At 34.8% G+C, this 17,633-nt stretch carries 18 protein-coding genes and 1 tRNA gene; 11 read left to right on the forward strand and 8 right to left on the reverse strand.

What is annotated here, in order from left to right:
• The first annotated feature begins 6 nt into the window (after window positions 1-6).
• A complete protein-coding gene (locus HBN50_RS02815; RefSeq protein WP_273867780.1) occupies window positions 7-966 on the forward strand; it encodes a histone deacetylase family protein in 960 nt (319 codons plus the stop codon).
• A 16-nt stretch (window positions 967-982) separates the two neighbouring features.
• Here HBN50_RS02815 and HBN50_RS02820 read toward each other — a convergent pair whose 3' ends face one another.
• Window positions 983-2,362 carry an HAD-IG family 5'-nucleotidase gene (locus HBN50_RS02820; protein WP_273867781.1) on the reverse strand — a complete coding sequence of 460 codons (1,380 nt, stop codon included), beginning with the start codon at window positions 2,360-2,362 and terminating at the stop codon, window positions 983-985.
• 169 nt (window positions 2,363-2,531) lie between these two features.
• Here HBN50_RS02820 and HBN50_RS02825 point away from each other — a divergent pair, with 169 nt between their 5' ends.
• Together HBN50_RS02825 and HBN50_RS02830 are read left to right on the forward strand one after the other, a co-directional pair.
• Window positions 2,532-3,308, forward strand: a complete 777-nt coding sequence (locus HBN50_RS02825) for an outer membrane lipoprotein-sorting protein (RefSeq protein ID WP_273867782.1) — start codon at window positions 2,532-2,534, stop codon at window positions 3,306-3,308.
• Window positions 3,308-4,573, forward strand: coding sequence for a hypothetical protein (locus HBN50_RS02830; protein WP_273867784.1), 1,266 nt, complete (start codon window positions 3,308-3,310; stop codon window positions 4,571-4,573). Before HBN50_RS02825 ends, HBN50_RS02830 begins: the two co-directional genes overlap by 1 nt.
• Before the next feature lie 36 nt (window positions 4,574-4,609).
• On the opposite strand, the gene HBN50_RS02835 is transcribed toward HBN50_RS02830, so the two are convergent.
• Together HBN50_RS02835 and HBN50_RS02840 are read right to left on the reverse strand one after the other, a co-directional pair.
• On the reverse strand, window positions 4,610-4,933 hold the full coding sequence (locus HBN50_RS02835; RefSeq protein WP_273867785.1) for a hypothetical protein: 324 nt from the start codon (window positions 4,931-4,933) through the stop codon (window positions 4,610-4,612).
• 134 nt (window positions 4,934-5,067) lie between these two features.
• A complete protein-coding gene (locus HBN50_RS02840) occupies window positions 5,068-5,748 on the reverse strand; it encodes a hypothetical protein (RefSeq protein WP_273867787.1) in 681 nt (226 codons plus the stop codon).
• 137 nt (window positions 5,749-5,885) lie between these two features.
• Between HBN50_RS02840 and HBN50_RS02845 the strand changes: the two genes are divergently transcribed.
• The 3 genes from HBN50_RS02845 to HBN50_RS02855 all read left to right on the forward strand — a co-directional run bounded on the left by HBN50_RS02845 (window position 5,886) and on the right by HBN50_RS02855 (window position 7,391).
• Window positions 5,886-5,961 (forward strand) — tRNA-Ala (locus HBN50_RS02845).
• 254 nt (window positions 5,962-6,215) lie between these two features.
• A complete protein-coding gene (locus tag HBN50_RS02850) occupies window positions 6,216-6,767 on the forward strand; it encodes a hypothetical protein (RefSeq protein WP_273867788.1) in 552 nt (183 codons plus the stop codon).
• Window positions 6,768-6,884: 117 nt separating this feature from the next.
• Window positions 6,885-7,391 carry an AAA family ATPase gene (locus HBN50_RS02855; RefSeq protein WP_273867790.1) on the forward strand — a complete coding sequence of 169 codons (507 nt, stop codon included), beginning with the start codon at window positions 6,885-6,887 and terminating at the stop codon, window positions 7,389-7,391.
• Between the two features lie 141 nt (window positions 7,392-7,532).
• Here the strand turns inward: HBN50_RS02855 and HBN50_RS02860 are convergent, their stop codons facing one another.
• Window positions 7,533-8,003 carry a hypothetical protein gene (locus HBN50_RS02860; protein ID WP_273867791.1) on the reverse strand — a complete coding sequence of 157 codons (471 nt, stop codon included), beginning with the start codon at window positions 8,001-8,003 and terminating at the stop codon, window positions 7,533-7,535.
• A gap of 271 nt (window positions 8,004-8,274) precedes the next feature.
• Between HBN50_RS02860 and HBN50_RS02865 the strand changes: the two genes are divergently transcribed.
• Window positions 8,275-9,024: a hypothetical protein gene (locus HBN50_RS02865; RefSeq protein WP_273867792.1), complete on the forward strand. Its 750-nt coding sequence runs from the start codon at window positions 8,275-8,277 to the stop codon at window positions 9,022-9,024.
• Window positions 9,025-9,719: 695 nt separating this feature from the next.
• Here the strand turns inward: HBN50_RS02865 and HBN50_RS02870 are convergent.
• Window positions 9,720-10,973: a serine hydrolase domain-containing protein gene (locus HBN50_RS02870; RefSeq protein WP_273867793.1), complete on the reverse strand. Its 1,254-nt coding sequence runs from the start codon at window positions 10,971-10,973 to the stop codon at window positions 9,720-9,722.
• A gap of 252 nt (window positions 10,974-11,225) precedes the next feature.
• On the opposite strand from HBN50_RS02870, the gene HBN50_RS02875 reads away from it, so the two are divergent.
• Window positions 11,226-11,657, forward strand: a complete 432-nt coding sequence (locus tag HBN50_RS02875) for a hypothetical protein (RefSeq protein WP_273867794.1) — start codon at window positions 11,226-11,228, stop codon at window positions 11,655-11,657.
• 41 nt (window positions 11,658-11,698) lie between these two features.
• On the opposite strand, the gene HBN50_RS02880 is transcribed toward HBN50_RS02875, so the two are convergent.
• A protein-coding gene (locus HBN50_RS02880) for an IS3 family transposase (protein WP_273867795.1) occupies window positions 11,699-12,837 on the reverse strand; the annotation gives its coding sequence in 2 pieces (ribosomal slippage) (window positions 11,699-12,573 and window positions 12,573-12,837; 1,140 coding nt in all).
• Between the two features lie 51 nt (window positions 12,838-12,888).
• Between HBN50_RS02880 and HBN50_RS02885 the strand changes: the two genes are divergently transcribed.
• The 3 genes from HBN50_RS02885 (at window position 12,889) to HBN50_RS02895 (ending at window position 14,509) form a co-directional block, all read left to right on the forward strand.
• Complete coding sequence (locus tag HBN50_RS02885) at window positions 12,889-13,128, forward strand: hypothetical protein (protein ID WP_273867796.1); 240 nt, start codon at window positions 12,889-12,891, stop codon at window positions 13,126-13,128.
• 100 nt (window positions 13,129-13,228) lie between these two features.
• Window positions 13,229-13,681 (forward strand): GNAT family N-acetyltransferase, encoded by a 453-nt coding sequence (locus tag HBN50_RS02890; RefSeq protein ID WP_273867797.1) that lies wholly within the window; start codon window positions 13,229-13,231, stop codon window positions 13,679-13,681.
• An 18-nt stretch (window positions 13,682-13,699) separates the two neighbouring features.
• Window positions 13,700-14,509, forward strand: a complete 810-nt coding sequence (locus tag HBN50_RS02895; protein WP_273867798.1) for a retropepsin-like aspartic protease — start codon at window positions 13,700-13,702, stop codon at window positions 14,507-14,509.
• 437 nt (window positions 14,510-14,946) lie between these two features.
• On the opposite strand, the gene HBN50_RS02900 is transcribed toward HBN50_RS02895, so the two are convergent.
• Together HBN50_RS02900 and HBN50_RS02905 are read right to left on the reverse strand one after the other, a co-directional pair.
• Entirely contained in the window at window positions 14,947-15,738 is a 792-nt protein-coding gene (locus tag HBN50_RS02900; RefSeq protein WP_273867799.1) for a hypothetical protein, read from the reverse strand.
• Window positions 15,739-15,944: 206 nt separating this feature from the next.
• Window positions 15,945-17,450 (reverse strand): alpha/beta hydrolase family protein, encoded by a 1,506-nt coding sequence (locus tag HBN50_RS02905; protein ID WP_273867800.1) that lies wholly within the window; start codon window positions 17,448-17,450, stop codon window positions 15,945-15,947.
• Between the last annotated feature and the right edge of the window lie 183 nt (window positions 17,451-17,633).

The following is a 17,633-nucleotide window of genomic DNA, read 5'->3' on the forward strand; positions in this document are numbered from 1 at the left end:
GAAAAAGTGATCATTTATAATGAACAAATGGACCAGAGATTTAGTGATTTTGGAATCATGATTCCCATTGTTGATGATCGCTCTCAAAAGGTTGCTTCAAACTTAAAGATTGAGCAAACTCCTCTGGATAAAATTCCTCTCATTTCACGTGATGACTTACTTCTTGTTCACTCTAAAGATTATGTTGATTCCCTTTTTGATGAACTTCGAAGAGAGCAGTCGATTTTTAGAACTTATGAACTTATTAATCTCGATGGTAGCTATCATCGTTATGAGCCACAGAATGCGCTCTATAGTTTAGATAAGCTTGTTGATCGAATACTTCTTCAAGCAGGAGCTAGTTTACTTGCAATGAAAAGAGCGATCGCTGGAGATGATAGCTTTGTGCTGGCAGGAGGAATGCATCACGCGATGAAAGACTCTGGAAGAGGATTTTGTCTGATTAATGATATCGTCATTGGAATTAGAAAATTACAAAATAGTGGCGAGATTAAAACGGCGTGGGTTATTGATGTTGATGCCCACAAAGGCGATGGTACTGCTGAGGTGTGCTTTGGAGATGATTCGATACGCACGATGAGTATTCATATGAAAAGGGGATGGCCTCTTTGTGAAGGAGAAGGCAGCGAGCCCTGGTTTCTTCCAAGTGACCTTGATATTGAAGTAGATGTTGGACAAGAGAGTGATTATCTCTTTTTTCTTTCTAAAGCATTAGAGAAAATGGAAAAGGGCTTTGGTTTACCTGATCTTTGTGTTGTCGTTTGTGGAGCTGATCCTTATGAAAAAGATGAACTTGAAAGTGCGAATCTTTTAAAACTCACAAAAGAGCAAATGTTAAAGAGGGATTTGCTTGTCTTTGATTTTTTTAAGATGAGAAAAATCCCCCAGGCCTATGTCATGGCCGGGGGGTATGGTAAAAGTTCTTATGAGATTTATGAACAATTTATTAAAGAGTCTTTTCTTTAAGTCTCTTTAAATACAGTTAGAGTGAAGTCGTATCTTCAATCTCGTGAGCAAGAGTTCTCTTGATTGGTCTAAAATACGTTCTTGGAGAGTATTCAAGAAGATCAGTTACCTTTGTCATATAGATACATGCATACTTCTCAACTTGATCGGCAATACGCGACTCTTCAAGACCAGCTCTCATCATCTCTCCCCAATATGGGTTAAAATGCGACTTGAACTCTTCAAGAAGTTCTGAGATTTTTGAGTTGATTTTGTCGATTTCCATATAACATTTGTTGATGTCTTCTTTATTAACTTTTTCTGGTTCTTCGTGTTTAAGAAGATCAAGAGTATTCAACTTATGTTCAAGTTTCTCTTTTTCAGTCATTAATTTGTCGATTTCTTTTTGACAAGGTCTCGAGTTTTGAATGGCCTCAATTTCAGCTTCTAGAGGATCGAGGATAAGGGCCGTTCTCCAGTTAAAAGTCTTTTTAATTGAGAGAACGTCTCCATAGATATGGTCACCAAGATAGAGAATTTCATCGCCTTCAACACCAAAATCTTTTTCAAGTTTTCCGGCCCAACCACCTTGATAGATTCCTGGAACGAGTGGTCCTTCTAGGTTTTTCATCATCTCTGTTTCTGGGTCAATCACAAGATAGTCATTGTCGTGAGTGAAAAAGCGTGGCTTTCGCGCTAGAACTGTTGTTAGTTCAAAGAGTTCACTCCAGTGCTTGTGCTCTTTAAGAAATGGATTGATTGTATAATCGAGAAGAAGCTTCGCATAGTGAAACTCCGAGTTCGTAATAACCCATAGCTTTTTACCAAAACGCTTAAAGCGCTCAAGAAGTTGAACAACTTCTGGGTCTTGAATAATGTATTGGTCAATATTATCGCGAACCTTATCTTTAATAGAGCCATCACTGTGGCAAATATCGATGGCCTCTTTAATATCTACAGCAAGAGTTTCATAATCAGGTAGTTCATGACCTTCTGATTTTAAATCAACGAGCTGAGCATAGATAATACCGTTGGATACAGAGAAGTTTGTATCAAGAGATTGAATGGTCTTATCGTTAAGATCGATAATTTCGTTACCATAGAGTTTTTGCATTTCTTTAAAAGGAATTTCCTTTGTCCCATGGTAAGCAATTTTCACTTTTCCAAAACGATTTGTTTGAAGAAGGTTTCCTCTCATCTTATCGATACAAAGACCTTGAATAACTCGGTTAAATTGAAAAGGCATGTCAGCTACCTGCGCTGGATATCCTTTAACTTCAACAAGTTTTTTTACAGTTTCTCTATGAGCAAGTTCTTCAAAATTTTCTGTTTTATAACGAACTAGTGTGTAGTCCATGTCAAAGCCAATGGCCTTGATTTTTTTCATGTTTAAAGTTCTGTTTACAAAAACTTTCACAGTTAACTCCCTTTGTTTTTCTGCTTTAGCTTGAACCTCAAATTAGGGGCAAAGATTAGTTTACTAAACAATGAGAAAACTAGTCAATTCTTAGACCCAAACTTGCTTTTCTGGCCAAGAAAAAGCCGTTAATCTATGATAATTCATAAAAATGACTTGGAGAGTTGTGATGAAAACGTTGGTTAAAATCTTTATCTTATCTGGTTTGTTTCTTAACGCACACGCTAAGGAATCTGACCAAAAAGGCCTAGAGATCGCAAAAGAGATGCAGCGCAGAAGTGAGGGGTTTCTTGGCGAGACCTCTAAAATGAAGATGACTCTGATTACGGCTTACGGCGAAAAAATCGAGAGATTGGTGAGCGGAAAAGTCCTTGAGATTAAAGGTGATGGTGACTGGTCGCTCTCGGAATTTTTAACTCCTAAAGATGTCTCTGGAACAAAAATGCTAACTAAGGCCTACAAAGAAAAAAGTGATATGCAATGGCTCTATCTTCCATCCATTAGAAGAGTGAAGAGAATTTCTTCTAGTTCTCGTTTTTCTTCTTTTATGGGGAGTGAATTTAGTTATGAAGATTTGGGAAGTCAGGAAATCGAAAAGTATAATTTTAAATTAGTTAAAGAAGATAAGCTCGACAAAGAAGATGTGTGGGTGCTTTCACGAGTGTCTAAGGAAAAGTCTGGGTACTCTAAGCAGATTCTCTATGTGACTAAGAATGACTACAAAACACTTAAAGTTGAATACTTTGATCGAAGGGGAGAACTGTTGAAAGTTTCTACTCAGGATCAATTTAAAACTTATAAAGTTGGAGAGAGATCATTTATTAAGGCCAATCGAATTTGGATGAAGAATGTTCAAACCAAAAAAGAATCGATCTTTGAATGGGTTGAGAGAAAAATAGGGGTTACTCTAAAAGAGAGTGATTTTTCTAAAAGGGCACTTAAGTAATGAAGATTATCACAGCTATTTTATATTTTATTTCTCTCTCTTCTGTGGCCTCTTATAAAGGTGAGTTGAACTTAGAAAATCGCTACTTTCATAAAGATGATAACAAAGAACTTTCTAATGAGCTGGGTAATGCCGTTGCTCTTAAGTTTTCAGCAGACTATCAGGGGAAGAATTATTTTTTAAAGGGCAGCTTCTTAACTCGCTTTGATCTTCAAGATGAAAAGAGGCGCTATCTCTATATCGAAGATCTCTTTGTCGACTATGACATCTCTAATAAAATTAAACTTGGAGCAGGATATCGCATTTTCAATTGGAGAATGATGGAGCTTTTTTATCCAAGTGATAATGTGAACTCTAGAAACTTCGATGGAGATCTCGAGAGTTTAGAAAAAAAGGGAGAACTCACTTTTGATCTCAATTATAGAAAGAACGATCATCAATTTTCATTCTATTATTTTCCTCTTTTTGAAAAGGCCATTTTTCCTTCTTATGAGTCTCGCTTAGGTGAGGGCTATGATTTAACTAAGTACACCTTAGTGACAAAAGATGAAAATAGAAAAGGTCGAAAGCAAGCTTCACAGTATGCTATTCGCTACAGTGGCCTTATCGCTGATACCGACTTTCAATTGCAATATTTAAGACATATTGATCGCAATACTCCTGTTTTTGGATTTAGTGATTACCAAGTCGTACCTGTTTTAAATTCCTTGGCACCAATTGATTCAAAAGATGTCCGCTCACATTTTTATGAAGTCAATGAATTGAGTACGAGTTTTACGAAAGAGATAGGAGAGACACTTTTTAAGTTCATTGGAGTGTATCGCGATTATTTAAGTCGTAGGGATATTTTAGTTTTAAATGAAAACTCTAAGTTTGAACTTTATCGTCCTAAGGACCACTACACTCAGGCCCTTGGGCTTGAGAAAATGCTTTCTCTAGAGCGTGGGCACGATGTGACTTTTTTCATGGAGTGGCAAAAGGTTTTTGATCGAACGAGTAATGCTCTTTTTCAAAATGATTTAGGAGTTGGTGCTCGTTACGCTCTTAATGATATTGAAGGAACAGAGTTCTATAGTTTCTATCTCTTTGATCTCTCTGGTAGAGATGAGGGGATATTAAGTTTAAAGGCAGCACGAAGACTGAATGAATGGATGCGCTATGAAATATCCTATCGATATATTTATGCGGGGGAGTCAGACTCTTTTGGTCTTAATTTATTTAAAGATGATCATTACTTCACTTTAAATATCAAATCTTATTTTTAAAAAAAGAAAGGGCCCAATTTGAGGGCCCTTTTAAAATTATTCGCTATAAGTTTCAAAACTTCCTAGGTGTTCACAAGTTGCGGGGTCTAGAGCAATCGCATACTCAAACCAACCACTGTAGTAAGAACCTGTCCCACGATAAACGACAACATTTTGATCAAATGATTTGATGTCATTTTTGTAGAGGTCTTTAATTGTTTCTCCGGTTTTTAGAATGTAACCGTTTTCAACACTTCTGGCTCCTCTCGGACCATTTTTTCCAAGAAATGATTTCTTCGCTTCTCCTAGGCAGAGATCAAATTGTGGAGCGGCAAATGAAGAAAGAGAAATAAGAGTAGCAAGAGATAAAAGAACTTTCATGAGTTATCCTTTTGTGTGTTTTTCTTGCTCAAACTAATTATATCAGGAGCTTCTATTGGTCAATGGAGAATCGATTAAAGAAGTATTAGGATTTTGTTAGCAAAAAAAAAGGCCCTCGTTAAAGGGCCCTTGTCTTAGTCATTTTTATAATTGATTTCATACCTTGGTAAACCATCTAATTCTAAAAGAGAAACATCAGTGTCTGGAAGAACTGTCGTTTCCGATTCTATCTCATATGCAGTTCCACTTTTAGTTTTTGCAATAGTTTTCGATTTAAGATTAAATTTAAGCATTGATCTTTCGATGCTGACGATCGATTGAAACTTACCATTGTAGCCATTATTAAGAAAAGCTCCTTCAGCTCTAAGAAGTTTTTCACCATTCTTAGTTCCCTGATAAATAGTCATTTTTTTCAATTCTTCTAAATCTAAACCATAGAAGTCTTCATACTTATGAATCTCGACATACTTACTTTCACTTGCTGTGACTTCATCTTTGCAGTTCTTTTCTTCTTTTTCTTCAACATAGAGCTCTACTTTGTCGGCTACTTCATTTAGAAAAACCCTCTTGTACTGCGTTTTAGTAATACAGTTGTCATAGGTACTAGTCTCTTTCTCTAATGCTGTTTCACCTGTAGAAACAGTCGCCGTCGTTTCTTTATACTCATTATATAAAGCAACAACTTTTTCATAAGAAATTTTCTTTTCTCCATCTAGCTGATCTAATTGGATTGAGTTACTCCCATTACCCGATGAGCTGTCTGACCCGCAAGAAACTAAAGTAAGCCCTAAAATGGCCATAAGTAGCATTTTCATTTTTCCCCTCTCTGTTTGTTGTGCGAGGGGTTTTTTACCAATTTAGCACTAGTGCGTCAATGAAGTTTGTTGAGCGATAGACTAATCACTTGTCAAATAGTCTCAATTTAAGTATATTTTCCGAACCAATTCACATTGGGCCCTTAGCTCAGCTGGGAGAGCGCTTCGCTGGCAGCGAAGAGGTCAGCGGTTCGATCCCGCTAGGGTCCACCATTTCACCCCAAACATTTACAACACACAACCCTTTGAAACACCAAAGATCTAATTCAGTGTAACTATTTTGGTGGACCAAAGCGGGATCGAAGATCCTGCTAGCCTCGCGCGATAAAATGGTCCAGTGGACCTTTTTGGCGAGCAGAGGTATGTGACGAAGTGAAGCTAGCCGAAGGCGCGGCATTCACGGGAAACAAGCGACATATTTTCTTTATACAACTATAACAATGGTGATACCTTATAACTGGAATAATATGACAAATTGTATAATAGAGACATTCGTAAAAACAAAGAGCGACTATCCTTACGGTCATTCTATAAAGTCAGTACAAAAAAATAGAATAGCTTATAATTATAATGAAGATTTTAAACTTAACTTTCTACAAATATCATCTGTAGATGAAGTTGAAATTCAAGAAGAAATGTATGACTTCGTTAAGGGAGCTATTGTACTAAAAGTTGGCAGTGTCATAGTTGTTGATTGGGAATGTTGGGATGAGATAATTAGCTTATGGTTAAAGCTATATTTAAATGCCCGTAGGACATCGTTTAAAATAAACTATGACCTGGATTATTGCGAATCTTACGGAAAAGTCACTTTTGAACCAGATGAATCCGAAGATATCATAGAGCTATATTTAAATAAGTCATATAAGGCAACTGTTAGAAGAAAAGAATTGTTAAAAGAGGTCGTAAGAGGAGCCGACGAATTCTTTAATTTTTTATGGAAGATTAGGCCAGAGCTAAAAGATGAACTCAAGTGGTTACTTCCAGATCTAAAAGAAGATGTTAAAAATTATCTCTAGATTCACTATTTACGAAATTTACCCATTAAGTTCAAATTCCCACCATTTCTTTTACACTTTAATTTCAACATATTAAAATCATACAAAACTCAAGTAATCGAACGCACAAGGTTCTTTATGGAAAGAATATTAATTACAGGTTCATCAGCTGCTGGAAAAACAACTCTAGGTAAAGAGCTTTCAAAAAGACTTAACTTAAAACTGATTCATTTGGATAAGTTTTTTTGGAAACCAAATTGGGTAAGACCTGAATTAGAAGAATGGCGTGAAACAGTCACGGGTTTGGTAGAAGGAGATAAGTGGATAATCGAAGGTAATTATGGAAGTACTTTCGATATACGTTTTCCTAAAGCTACAATGATTATACATTTTGATATTTCTCCCTATGTTTGCCTTTATAGAGCAATAAAAAGATCTATCTTAACTGGAAAGTCAGTAAGAGAAGATATGGCCGAGGGCTGTATCGAACGAATTAACCTAGACTTTTACAAGTATATACTCTCTTATCCAAAGAAGTTTGGACCAAGAGTTTATCAAAGTCGTGATGATTTTTTTAGTGGGGAGTTTGTTGTAATCAGAAACTCAAATGATCTAAAAAAATTATACTCCAGACTTGGAATTTAAGATAATAGTTCGATTTGTGTGGGCGGAGATCATCTACCTCAATTTTTTATACTTTCATTCTAGAATTGATATAAAAAAAGAGCACCTTTTGGTGCTCTACATTTATTGTAAATTTCTCTAAATATATTCGCTAAAGGTTAATTATCTTTTTGAGATTCCTATACTACTTATTTTCTTGAAATAATAGTATCCATTTTCAGTTTCAACTAGAACACGACGCTTTTTAGAAAATAGTCCTGATGGCCTTACCTGTATTCCAATGATTTCGCCAATCTGCCCATAAACGACAGCTTTGTCACCAATACAGACTTTAAGGCCCTCGGATTCCGATACATAACAAAGGTCAGGATCTTGCGAATAAGCGCTTTTTGCACCATAGTTAAATTCCATTTTATTGCTAAAGACATAGTCAACGTTTCCCTTTTCCTCATAAATGTCTAAAACTTTTTCATTAAGATATGAGGTACTACCTTTACCATAGCTAAAGTATTTCATATAAACATTCTCTCCGATTTCTAACTCTACATCTCCTTTGTCTCCAATCGTTTTTGCTGAACAAACTCCCGAGAGTACAGTTAAAAAGACCGTCAATGTAACACAAAATTTCTTCATAATTTCTCCTTCTAAGCGAGCTAAAAAGTATAGTGAGAATACTTTTGTAAAGCCTGAATGTTATTCTCTATCAAGTAATGTTTTTTACAATATTTTCATTTTTTTGGAATCTCAGATGTAATTTTGATCTGTTGAAATTGAAAGTGTCTAAACTTTGTACATTTTTTTAAACTAGACACTGCTTTTTAAACAGGAGTGGAGACTATTAAAATTATAAGGGTTAATAATTTACATAATCTATCCGATAACTTTGAATCCCAAGGAGAGAATTATGAAATCTGTTCTGTTATTAACTTGTCTGTGCTCTTTAATTACTAGTTGTTCGCAGATGGAAGGCCAATTTCTTGAGCGCTCAGTGGCTTCTCTAGAAGAAAAAGCATCTTCGTCAAATTTGGTAGTTATGAATGCAACTGGATTAGGTGACTCTTTAATTTTTGAAAATGAATCTTCATCTGTTTATAGGAAAAGAGCAGTAGAGATGGCAAAGTTTAAACTTGAAGAAAAGTTAGCTGACCAGTGTCTATTGGAAGGCGGAATTATAAAAAAACTTATAATCGATGATAGATCTAAATCATGTTATAAAGCTCCTAAAGGTGTGTTTTATTCATCTCGTAGCAGTTATCAGTGTTCATTAAGTGGGCTAAGTACTTGTGATACTTTTCCAGTTAAGGCCTTAATGAAATCAGTAGATAAAGATAAAGTAGATTCTTGTCTTTCAAATTTAGAAAAAAAATATAAAAAAATTGGCGAATATGGTGAATCAATACAGACAGTCTCTTCTGCACTTAAAAGAAATGCTTGTGTTCAGTTTATAGCATCAAACAACGATTCAGGTCTTGAAGATTGTATTGATAGAACACTTCAGAACACAAAAAATCGCCCTATAATTGGCTCAGTAGTAAGTCTATGTTTTAGAGCAGAGAGATTGAACGAAACTTCAAATTGGCTTGAATCATTGCCGTATTTAAAAAGTTTTTTACCATCTGCTTTTAACGTGCGATTTGGGTTAGAAGAAAAGTAATTTTAATTTTTAAGGCCCCTCTAGTCACGAGGGGTTTTTTGTAAAAGAAGGTATGGGAGTATATCGACCATCAACTTTTATAAGACTTTCTGCGAAATCACCCGATTTCCCAATGAATTTCCATTGCAATGATAAATGAAAATAGATATATCGCTTACGGTGGTAAGTGGTTTTTCAATGCAGTTATTTTGGAGTGTCGAGTTCTGTGAAGAAGTGAAGCTAACCGAATGCGCGGAATTTACGAGAACATTAAAAAAATTATTTAAACAACTAAAAAAACAGAGATAGGATTTTTTACGGAGTCGAAAGGATAAAGATGGATCGTTTAAAAAAGATAGCTTATCTATATTATTTTATTTTCATCACACTAATGAGCTTTGTCTGGTTTTTAGATAATGGCCTTTCAGGCGAATACTGGTTATATTTCACCGCCTTTTCCCTCTCTTTTTTTATTGCATTTACTCTACCTGTAAAACTTGGCTTTTTTGAGTATTATCAATTTAATCAAAAGTTGAGTAATTTTAAAATAATCTATCTAGCGATACTTCTTCTTGTTTGCGTACTTCTTTTTGTAGATCCTATGAAAAATTTAAATGTAGTAGGTAAGGGTGGTAAGTATATAATCGTCTATTTAATGAGCTTTCTTGTCTTTTTGGAAAAGAGAAATTGAATTACTTGGTAATTTGAATCATGATTTAGTTAATATAGATTCCATCTAGTTTTGGGTATTCTTCCTCTGAGAAATAAATCGTTATTTGTTTTTTCGAATTAGTCTCTAATATGAAAGAATTAGGCCCTATTTTTTTACATTTAGAAAAGTTATTTATTTGTCCATTTTTATGAAACTCAAAAATAAGTTGATCATATAACTTTTCTTCACCGCCCACAGCATTAATAAAGGCATGAGAAAATAGACTCCGATAGTTTTTAGACTTTGTGTTAATTATTGGTAAAAGAACTTTCAGGTGATTGAGGATTTTTTTCTCCTCAATAGTCATATTTTGTATTCGTAAATCACGAACTATATTACAACCGATATTAAATAGATCAATTGATGAGGTATTAGATAAGATAATTACACCTAATTTATGATCTTCGAGTAAACCAAAAAATGTTGAAAACCCACCTGTTTTTCCATGATGACCTATATGATGACTCTCTTTATTTAGTGTTTGATAGAGTGCTAGTCCTGTGATTTTTGTAAAATCATGATCTATTTTTGAAAAGTTAAATAGTTTTTTGAATTGTTCTTCTTTGAGAAGATTATTCGTATTATAAAGTAAAAAGGCCATCCACTTTTTGAGATCTGAGATTGTTGAAATCATTCCACCTGCTGCTCTATAGTAGCCAAAGCTTTCAATGGGAACAGGTATTTGTTTATCTTTATATCTCATATGCCCAGTACGAAGCTTACTAGAATGTTCACTCGAGATTGTTGTTCTTTTCATATTTAAGGGATTTAAAATATGTTCATTTAAAAAATCTTCAAGTTTTTGCTTCGAGACAACTTCAATTAGGATACCAAGATATGCATAAGCCAAATTTGAATAATGAAAATGTCTACCTGGCTCGTAAAGATCATCAGAGTTTATTTTTAATTGAATTTTATCATAGTTTAATAACTTAACAAGTTCTTCTCTCGAATTAATATTTATTTTTGATTGAGTTATTAGTCCAGAAGTATGATTTAATAAATGCTCTACTTTTATGGGGACTTTTGTATCAGTTAGTTTATTGAATTCTGGAATATAGTCATGAAGATTACCTTTTATATCAATCAGTTTTTTTTCTTCAAGAATTAACATAGCAACAGCGATAAACGTTTTAGTTAAGCTCCCAATACAATAGGCTTCATCTTTAATTAGACTGTGCTCCTCAAGGATATCAAAACCGTTGGTAATTATTGCTGAAGTAAAAAAAGAATCTTCTTTTGAAAAATAACTATTCATAGAAACCCTAACTGAAAAATGAAGCATATGTTTAAAATTATAAGTCTTTTTTTCAAGGAAGATAAGTCCTTTGAAACTTTCCTAAGAAACATATCGAAGTTTTAATGCAGTATTTCTTTTATATTTTGTCTCTATTAATATCAGAAAAGATAGTCTTTAAAGTGATATATAGTTAATCTTTTCTAAAGATAAATTAGAGAAAATTTACTTGTGTGAACGTTAAGAAAACTTGATTGGTTGGTGAGGTAAACGATGGGATGGTCAAGAGAAAGTTTAAGAAATGGATTATCTCGAATACTGTTTCAGCTAGGAAGTATTCCATTCCAAAAGGATCTTTGGGAAAGTAAACTTCCTGGTTATTGGTCATGCTTTGATGAAGTCCTGATTGGATTAGATTCATGTTCTATTCCGGATAGCTTGGACTTCTTTGTAGAGGAAGGCTTTTTGTCTGAGATTGAGGCAAGAAAACTTTCTGAATTAAGTGACCTTGTCGATGCTGTTATAGAATATTTTGGCGTGAAAAGTGACCCTCCTCATGAGGATATTTGGAATACTGAAATTTGGAAGCAATTTGAGAAAGAGTCATGGAAAATCTTTGAGGCCCACTTTTTGAATGACTTTTTAGTTAGTGGTGAGCCCTCTAGTGAATGGTATGAGAAATATTCGAAGAAAAAGAGTCTCTAATTTAATAGGGCTTGTGAGCTGCACCCGTCTTTGCTTCCACTCTATTGTATACACTCTAGGACTTCCGCCTTCTCATAACTCGGCAAAATTGCCAAGGGAACAGGAACCCTATACCCCAAAGAACTGTGTGGTCTAAAGTGGTTGTACTCCTTTCGCCAGTTCTCTGTTAAAACTTGAGCCTCTTTCAAACTGTAAAAAATCTCTCCATTTAAAAACTCATCTCTCATTCTTCCATTGAAGGATTCACAATACCCATTCTCCCATGGTGAACCTGGTTCTATGTACAAAGTCTTAACTTCAAGACTAGAAAGCCATTCTCTTAATTTCTCCGCTATGAACTCAGGACCGTTATCCGATCTTATAAAAGCAGGTTGTCCTCGCTTTAAAAATTCTTTTGCTAAAAACTCTAAAATATCAAAGGAGTTGATTCTTCTTTGAACGAGGCAGCCAATACATTCTCTCGTAAATTGATCTACTACGTTTAAAATCCTAAAGGCCTTACCGTCTTCAGTTCTGCACATGACGAAGTCGTAAGACCAAACATGATTTTTATAGAGGAGCCTATGTCTGATACAGGAGCCGTCGTTTAGCCATAAGCGACCTCGTTTTGGCTGTTTCTGAGGCACTTTTAGTCCTTCCTCCCGCCAGATTCGGTAAACCCTTTTATGATTTACATGATAGCCCTCTCGATTCACTAGAGCAGTGATTCTGCGGTAACCATACCGTCCATACTCACTGGCCAGCTCAATAACTCTAGCTCTCAATACTTCATTGAATTTACTTTCGTTTTTCTTATAGCGCTGAGTTGTTCTGTATTGGTCAAAAATCCTGCAAGCTCTTCTCTCTGAAAGCTCGTACTTTTTCATAGCATTTTTAATAACCAATCTTTTTCGCTCAGCGCTTACAAGTTTCCCTTAGCAAAATCCTTTAGGACACTGAGATCAATCGCTTGCTCAGCGACGATCCTTTTCAAACGAGCGTTTTCTTTCTCAAGGTCTTTAAGCTTTTTCGCTTCTGACTTAGTCATGTTTCCGTATTTTTTACGCCATCGTCCAAAAGTTATTGGAGAGATTTCAAGGGCCTTGCAGACCTCTCCTTTGGATTTCCCCTCAGAAAAGAGAAGTTCTGCTTTCCTTAACTTTGCAATGATTTGCTCTTCGTTGTAGCGAATGTTTCCCATGATTTACCTCCATATTTGACAATTTTATCGTCATTATTTCTGGAAGCAAAATTGGGGGGGGCAGGTCATAAAGCTGTTGCAGAAGCTCTTGCTGAAGCTATTTTGGATGGAGATAAAGAAGCTTTCCATGAAATCTTTGCTGGATATCTTAGTATTATTAACAAAGAAGAACTATCAAGACGATCTAATGTTCCTATTGCTACAATCAGAAGAATGGCAGCTGGAGCAAACTTTAATAACGACAATATGCTTAAGGTAACTTCGGCTATCAAGAATGAGTTGGCTGTCTAAACTAGATCGACCAACCAAGTCATAAGTGATTTGAGTATTGGGACATCTTCACAAAAATTTCCTACTCGAAGCACTGCGTACTTTCCTATAAAATCTAATTATGAAAAATATAAATTATACTTTAAGAAATGCACAACAGGATGATCTATCTTTTGTTTTGAATCTTCACCATACAACACTACGTGAATATATAGAACCATTGTGGGGATGGGACAAAGAGCAATGGGACAAAACTGTAACAAATTGGTTTCGTCCAGAACGTATTCAAATTATAACAACTAACGAAGTTGATATTGGAATACTAGTAGTCCAAGAAAAAGATAATGAGTTCTTCTTTGAAAGTATTTCCATTCAGCCTGAGTTTCAAAATAAAGGAATAGGGAAAAAGGTAATTTCTAATATTGTAGAAAAATCAGATTTAAATAATAAAGCAATCTCTCTACATGTTTTAAAAACTAATTCCTCAGCAAAGAGATTGTATGAAAGCTATGGATTTCATCAAACAGGTGAAGATGGAGCAAATTATACTTTAAAAAGAGAGCCTAATTGTTAATTAATATAGAATAATTCAATGAAAACAAAAAATGTAAAACTTAGATTTAAAGATGGAGAGCTTAACTCAGGTAAAGTTTTTCTAAGTGTTACTATCGATGGAACCGAGACTGAATGCTTCTTTGATACAGGAGCAACATTTACTGGCATCAAAAATGCTTCGATTCTTAAGAGTAATGAACTTATTGGAAATCACTCATTTCAAAGTGCTTCAGGTGCAAAACTAAATGCAAAAAAGATGATGTGCGAGAGCCTTGAGCTTGGATCGCTGAAGTTAAAACAAGTACCAATCAGTATTTTACCAGAAGAATTTGAACATGATACAACAATTGGAATAGATACTTTAAGTGACACATTTTTTACTTTTAATTCACTTGAGCAGAACTTTTCATTTAATGGCAAGAATCAAGAATTAGCACACAAATTTAGCGTCACTAAAAAAGGACATATAAGTATTGATTTTATATGTAAAAGTAAGAAATATGGCGGAATTTGGGACACTGGAGTAGAGCTAACTGTTGTCAGTAGAGAATTAGTTGAAAGTTTTCCTGAGTTATTCTCTGATCCTCTAGATATAAATAATGGTTCTGATAGTACTGGAAACAAAGTGAGCTTCACCCTTTGGAATATGAGTTATTTAGAAATCTCAGGAACCGTATTTAATGACGTAAAAGTATTAGCAATGGATTTCACTCCTCTCAAAAACCACTTTCCCTCCAATACTGAAATGATATTTGGTTACAACCTTATCACTAAGGCAAATTGGAACTTTGATATGAGTAAAGAGCGTTTTGATTTAACTTTGATATTGAAAGAATCACAAGATTAAAACACTTTGCTCAAACAGATAGATTGGGCAATCTTTCAACATAAACTAAGCTTTTTTCTTCTCACTGTGACTCGACATAACACGAGTTCGCTACTGTTGTGAAAGAGCCTATTATAATGGTTGAATATGCGTTAAATACGCAAAATCCACCATTTTTCGTTAGGTCTTCTTTGAGGGCCTTTTTTTTCGCCCGAAATTCAAAGAAGACATCGTTGACACCATTCCAAACACTTAGAGAATCAATAACTTAATGACTATTGATATCGAGGGTTTGATTCGCGCTTCGACTGTTGCCAAAACTAACCATTGTGACTGGACGTGACCAGAGTTGGCTATTCGTAGCCAAAAATTGTGATTTTGAGCTGACTTGACTTTAACGAGTAAGCAGAAACTACTTACGCTTAGTATAGCAATAATTATAGATAAAGAGAAAGGAACTATAAACCTATTAGATAATCTTCAAATGAACCTTTTAGGTTCTCCTTCACAAAAGGAGTAAGATCATCAAAGCAAAATTCTTTATGATTTATTCCAAGGTTTGTTAATCCGAATTGGAGTCCTGAACGCTTACACAGAGAGTCAGACCAAACATATTGAGTCCATTCAGAGACCTGCTCATTTAAGCTATTTTTAACAAATAAGTCTCGATAAACGAGACGCTTATTTAATGAATTATCAGTATGAAACAGACCTATTACTTTAGCGAACTCTTTGAAAGGCAGCGAATAATTCTCAACACTTAAATTGAAACTCCTAAGTATTTTCATCGCCAAAACATCAATGTTTAGGTGTTGAAGGTCACTTGAGTCTATCTCATTACCGTAATCGCTTGGAAATTCTTGTTCAAGGTAGTGTGAAACATGATTATCTACTTCACTTGGCCCATAGAGAAGATGCACTGTTTCGTGAGCAAGAATAAATAAGTGAAAATCCCTTGCCTCTCTTTCAGTATAAATATCGGTTAGGTTTTGAAGATAGTCAGTACAAACAATTGCATATTTTCCACCGTTCTTAAATTCATATCCAGGAGGCCTATACTTCATAAATGAGTTGAACTTTGCACATTCTTTTTTGTCATCTATTTCAAGAATAATTTTATCATTAAAAAGGGTGTTTATTTTTGAGACGAGGTCTTTTGATTGTTTTATCAACTCATCAACTTCACTGGCCAATGAGTTAGAAGAAATTAACAAAACAGAGAAAATGAGTAAAATGACTTTTTTCTTCATAATTATACCTTATTGCTAATTCCCTAACACTATATAGAAACTTAGGTAAATATCAATAGTTATTATGGTTTAGTGAAGTGTTTATATGTCAAAAACTTATACAGAATCTATAAATACCTTTAATTAAGCTACCAGATCATAAAACTCTAAGTATCGTGAGAATTTTTGTATTTCGGTTCGATATAAGGGAACTAGGGTCCACCATTTTATTTCTTTAAAAACTCTAATACATTACTTTTCCAAAACTCATAGCCCTCTCTTCCTTTGATATTTTCTGGATCTTGAATCTCAGATAACGTCGGGAAGCCATGCCCCCAGTCGTGTAAAATAACTTCAACTTTTTCTTTTCCTAAGGCATCCTGAAATTGCTTTGGTGAGTGCACTGAAGTGTTGCCTTGAAGCTCTGACTTACCTGTTAAAGCTAGCAATTCACCTTGAAAACCTTGCTTATGATGAAAAGGGGATTGGTTAAAGTAAGCTTCGGTATTACTTAGTGGCATTTCTTTTTCATAATTTTTTCTATGAAAGCTTTTGAATTCCTCTGTTTCAATTTGTTTTACTTGTTCCCATTGGGACTCTGTAAACTTTCCTTCTGGTCTAAATGAAAGAGCTCCATTAGTCCAATCATCATCAACAAAGTCTAGGTTTTTATCTTGATCAAGCTCTTGATCTAGATCATTGTAATAAGAGTAATAACCATCAATAGTATTGAAGACGCCACTACTTGCAACCGTTTTACTGATTTTGTATTTATTTGTATGTTCTGATAGACGAGTCGCCATCAGTGCTGCCATGTGGCCTCCGCGTGAGTGACCAATGATATTTAGATTTTCTTTGTCTATAAGTACTTTGTCAGAGAGGCCTTTTAGGGATGTTAATACGTCTTTTATCCCATGATTATGCATTTGCCCTGGTCCAGTTAGCCTAAATTCATTACTTAATTTTGCCTTACCACGAAAATTTGCAAGAAGGACTGTATAGCCAGCATCTCTTAGAAAATTAATTGTAGTAAGATCTTCGAAGTCATCATATACAGGTTCACTATGATAAGACCCCGTTCCTCCTTGAAGAAGTATGACAACTTTTTGCTTCTTCGAAGAATTATAGTCTTTTGGAAGATAATAAAATGAGTAAAAATCTATTCCATCATGAGTCTTCAATGGTAAGAGTTTTCTTTCTGGATCATGAGTTTCTGTTGGGTCTTCGTTCCAGCTTATTTTATTAGGCCACTTAGAATGGGAAGATATTTTTGCAATAAGTCTTTTTCCGTTTTTAATGTTATTTTTTACTAAATACTGGTGGCCATCTCTTTCTTCGAACCAAGCTCTTGTATCAGTATTAATAGGGATATCTACGGACTCGTTATTACTGAAAACTCTCAAATAAAGCTCTCTTGCTTTTTTATCAAGTTTTTTCTCTATCAGGTAATTCAATTCACCAACTTCATTTCTCCATTGGCATCTGACTTGATGGTTTTCTTTTTTAAGCTTTATTTTATCGTTATCATTCCATTTACAGTTTATGGTATTTTCGAGTTTTTCTTTTTGCTTAAAACAATTATTTTCATTAGCCTGGTTTAAATCATTTGAAACGGCCTTGATTTGGGAAGGAATTTTCGTGATTTCTTTAAGAGAATATTCTTCGGCGTTTGCCTTATACAGACTGAAAATAAAGCATACAATGTTTAAAAAATAGACATACTTTCTCTTCATAAGTCCCTTTTATCAATAGGTTATCTTGTTTAATGAGTAAGTTACTTATTTTATAAGCAAGTAAGATGCCATATCTAAAAGAATGGCCTATTTAACTCGTAATTAATTTTTTGGCGAGCAGAGGTACGTGACGAAGTGAAGCTCGCCGAAGGCGCGGCATACACGGGAACAAAGTAAGGGAAG

The sequence above is a fragment of the Halobacteriovorax sp. GB3 genome (assembly GCF_028649655.1).
Classification (GTDB): domain Bacteria; phylum Bdellovibrionota; class Bacteriovoracia; order Bacteriovoracales; family Bacteriovoracaceae; genus BSW11-IV.

Excerpts from the sequence above, each read along its gene's own strand:
- HBN50_RS02825 (WP_273867782.1), top strand. The coding sequence starts at position 2,532 with ATGAAAACGTTGGTTAAAATCTTTATCTTATCTGGTTTGTTTCTTAAC.
- HBN50_RS02830 (WP_273867784.1), top strand. The coding sequence starts at position 3,308 with ATGAAGATTATCACAGCTATTTTATATTTTATTTCTCTCTCTTCTGTG.
- HBN50_RS02835 (WP_273867785.1), bottom strand. The coding sequence starts at position 4,933 with ATGAAAGTTCTTTTATCTCTTGCTACTCTTATTTCTCTTTCTTCATTT.
- HBN50_RS02840 (WP_273867787.1), bottom strand. The coding sequence starts at position 5,748 with ATGAAAATGCTACTTATGGCCATTTTAGGGCTTACTTTAGTTTCTTGC.
- HBN50_RS02850 (WP_273867788.1), top strand. The coding sequence starts at position 6,216 with ATGACAAATTGTATAATAGAGACATTCGTAAAAACAAAGAGCGACTAT.
- HBN50_RS02855 (WP_273867790.1), top strand. The coding sequence starts at position 6,885 with ATGGAAAGAATATTAATTACAGGTTCATCAGCTGCTGGAAAAACAACT.
- HBN50_RS02860 (WP_273867791.1), bottom strand. The coding sequence starts at position 8,003 with ATGAAGAAATTTTGTGTTACATTGACGGTCTTTTTAACTGTACTCTCG.
- HBN50_RS02865 (WP_273867792.1), top strand. The coding sequence starts at position 8,275 with ATGAAATCTGTTCTGTTATTAACTTGTCTGTGCTCTTTAATTACTAGT.
- HBN50_RS02870 (WP_273867793.1), bottom strand. The coding sequence starts at position 10,973 with ATGAATAGTTATTTTTCAAAAGAAGATTCTTTTTTTACTTCAGCAATA.
- HBN50_RS02875 (WP_273867794.1), top strand. The coding sequence starts at position 11,226 with ATGGGATGGTCAAGAGAAAGTTTAAGAAATGGATTATCTCGAATACTG.
- HBN50_RS02890 (WP_273867797.1), top strand. The coding sequence starts at position 13,229 with ATGAAAAATATAAATTATACTTTAAGAAATGCACAACAGGATGATCTA.
- HBN50_RS02895 (WP_273867798.1), top strand. The coding sequence starts at position 13,700 with ATGAAAACAAAAAATGTAAAACTTAGATTTAAAGATGGAGAGCTTAAC.
- HBN50_RS02900 (WP_273867799.1), bottom strand. The coding sequence starts at position 15,738 with ATGAAGAAAAAAGTCATTTTACTCATTTTCTCTGTTTTGTTAATTTCT.
- HBN50_RS02905 (WP_273867800.1), bottom strand. The coding sequence starts at position 17,450 with ATGAAGAGAAAGTATGTCTATTTTTTAAACATTGTATGCTTTATTTTC.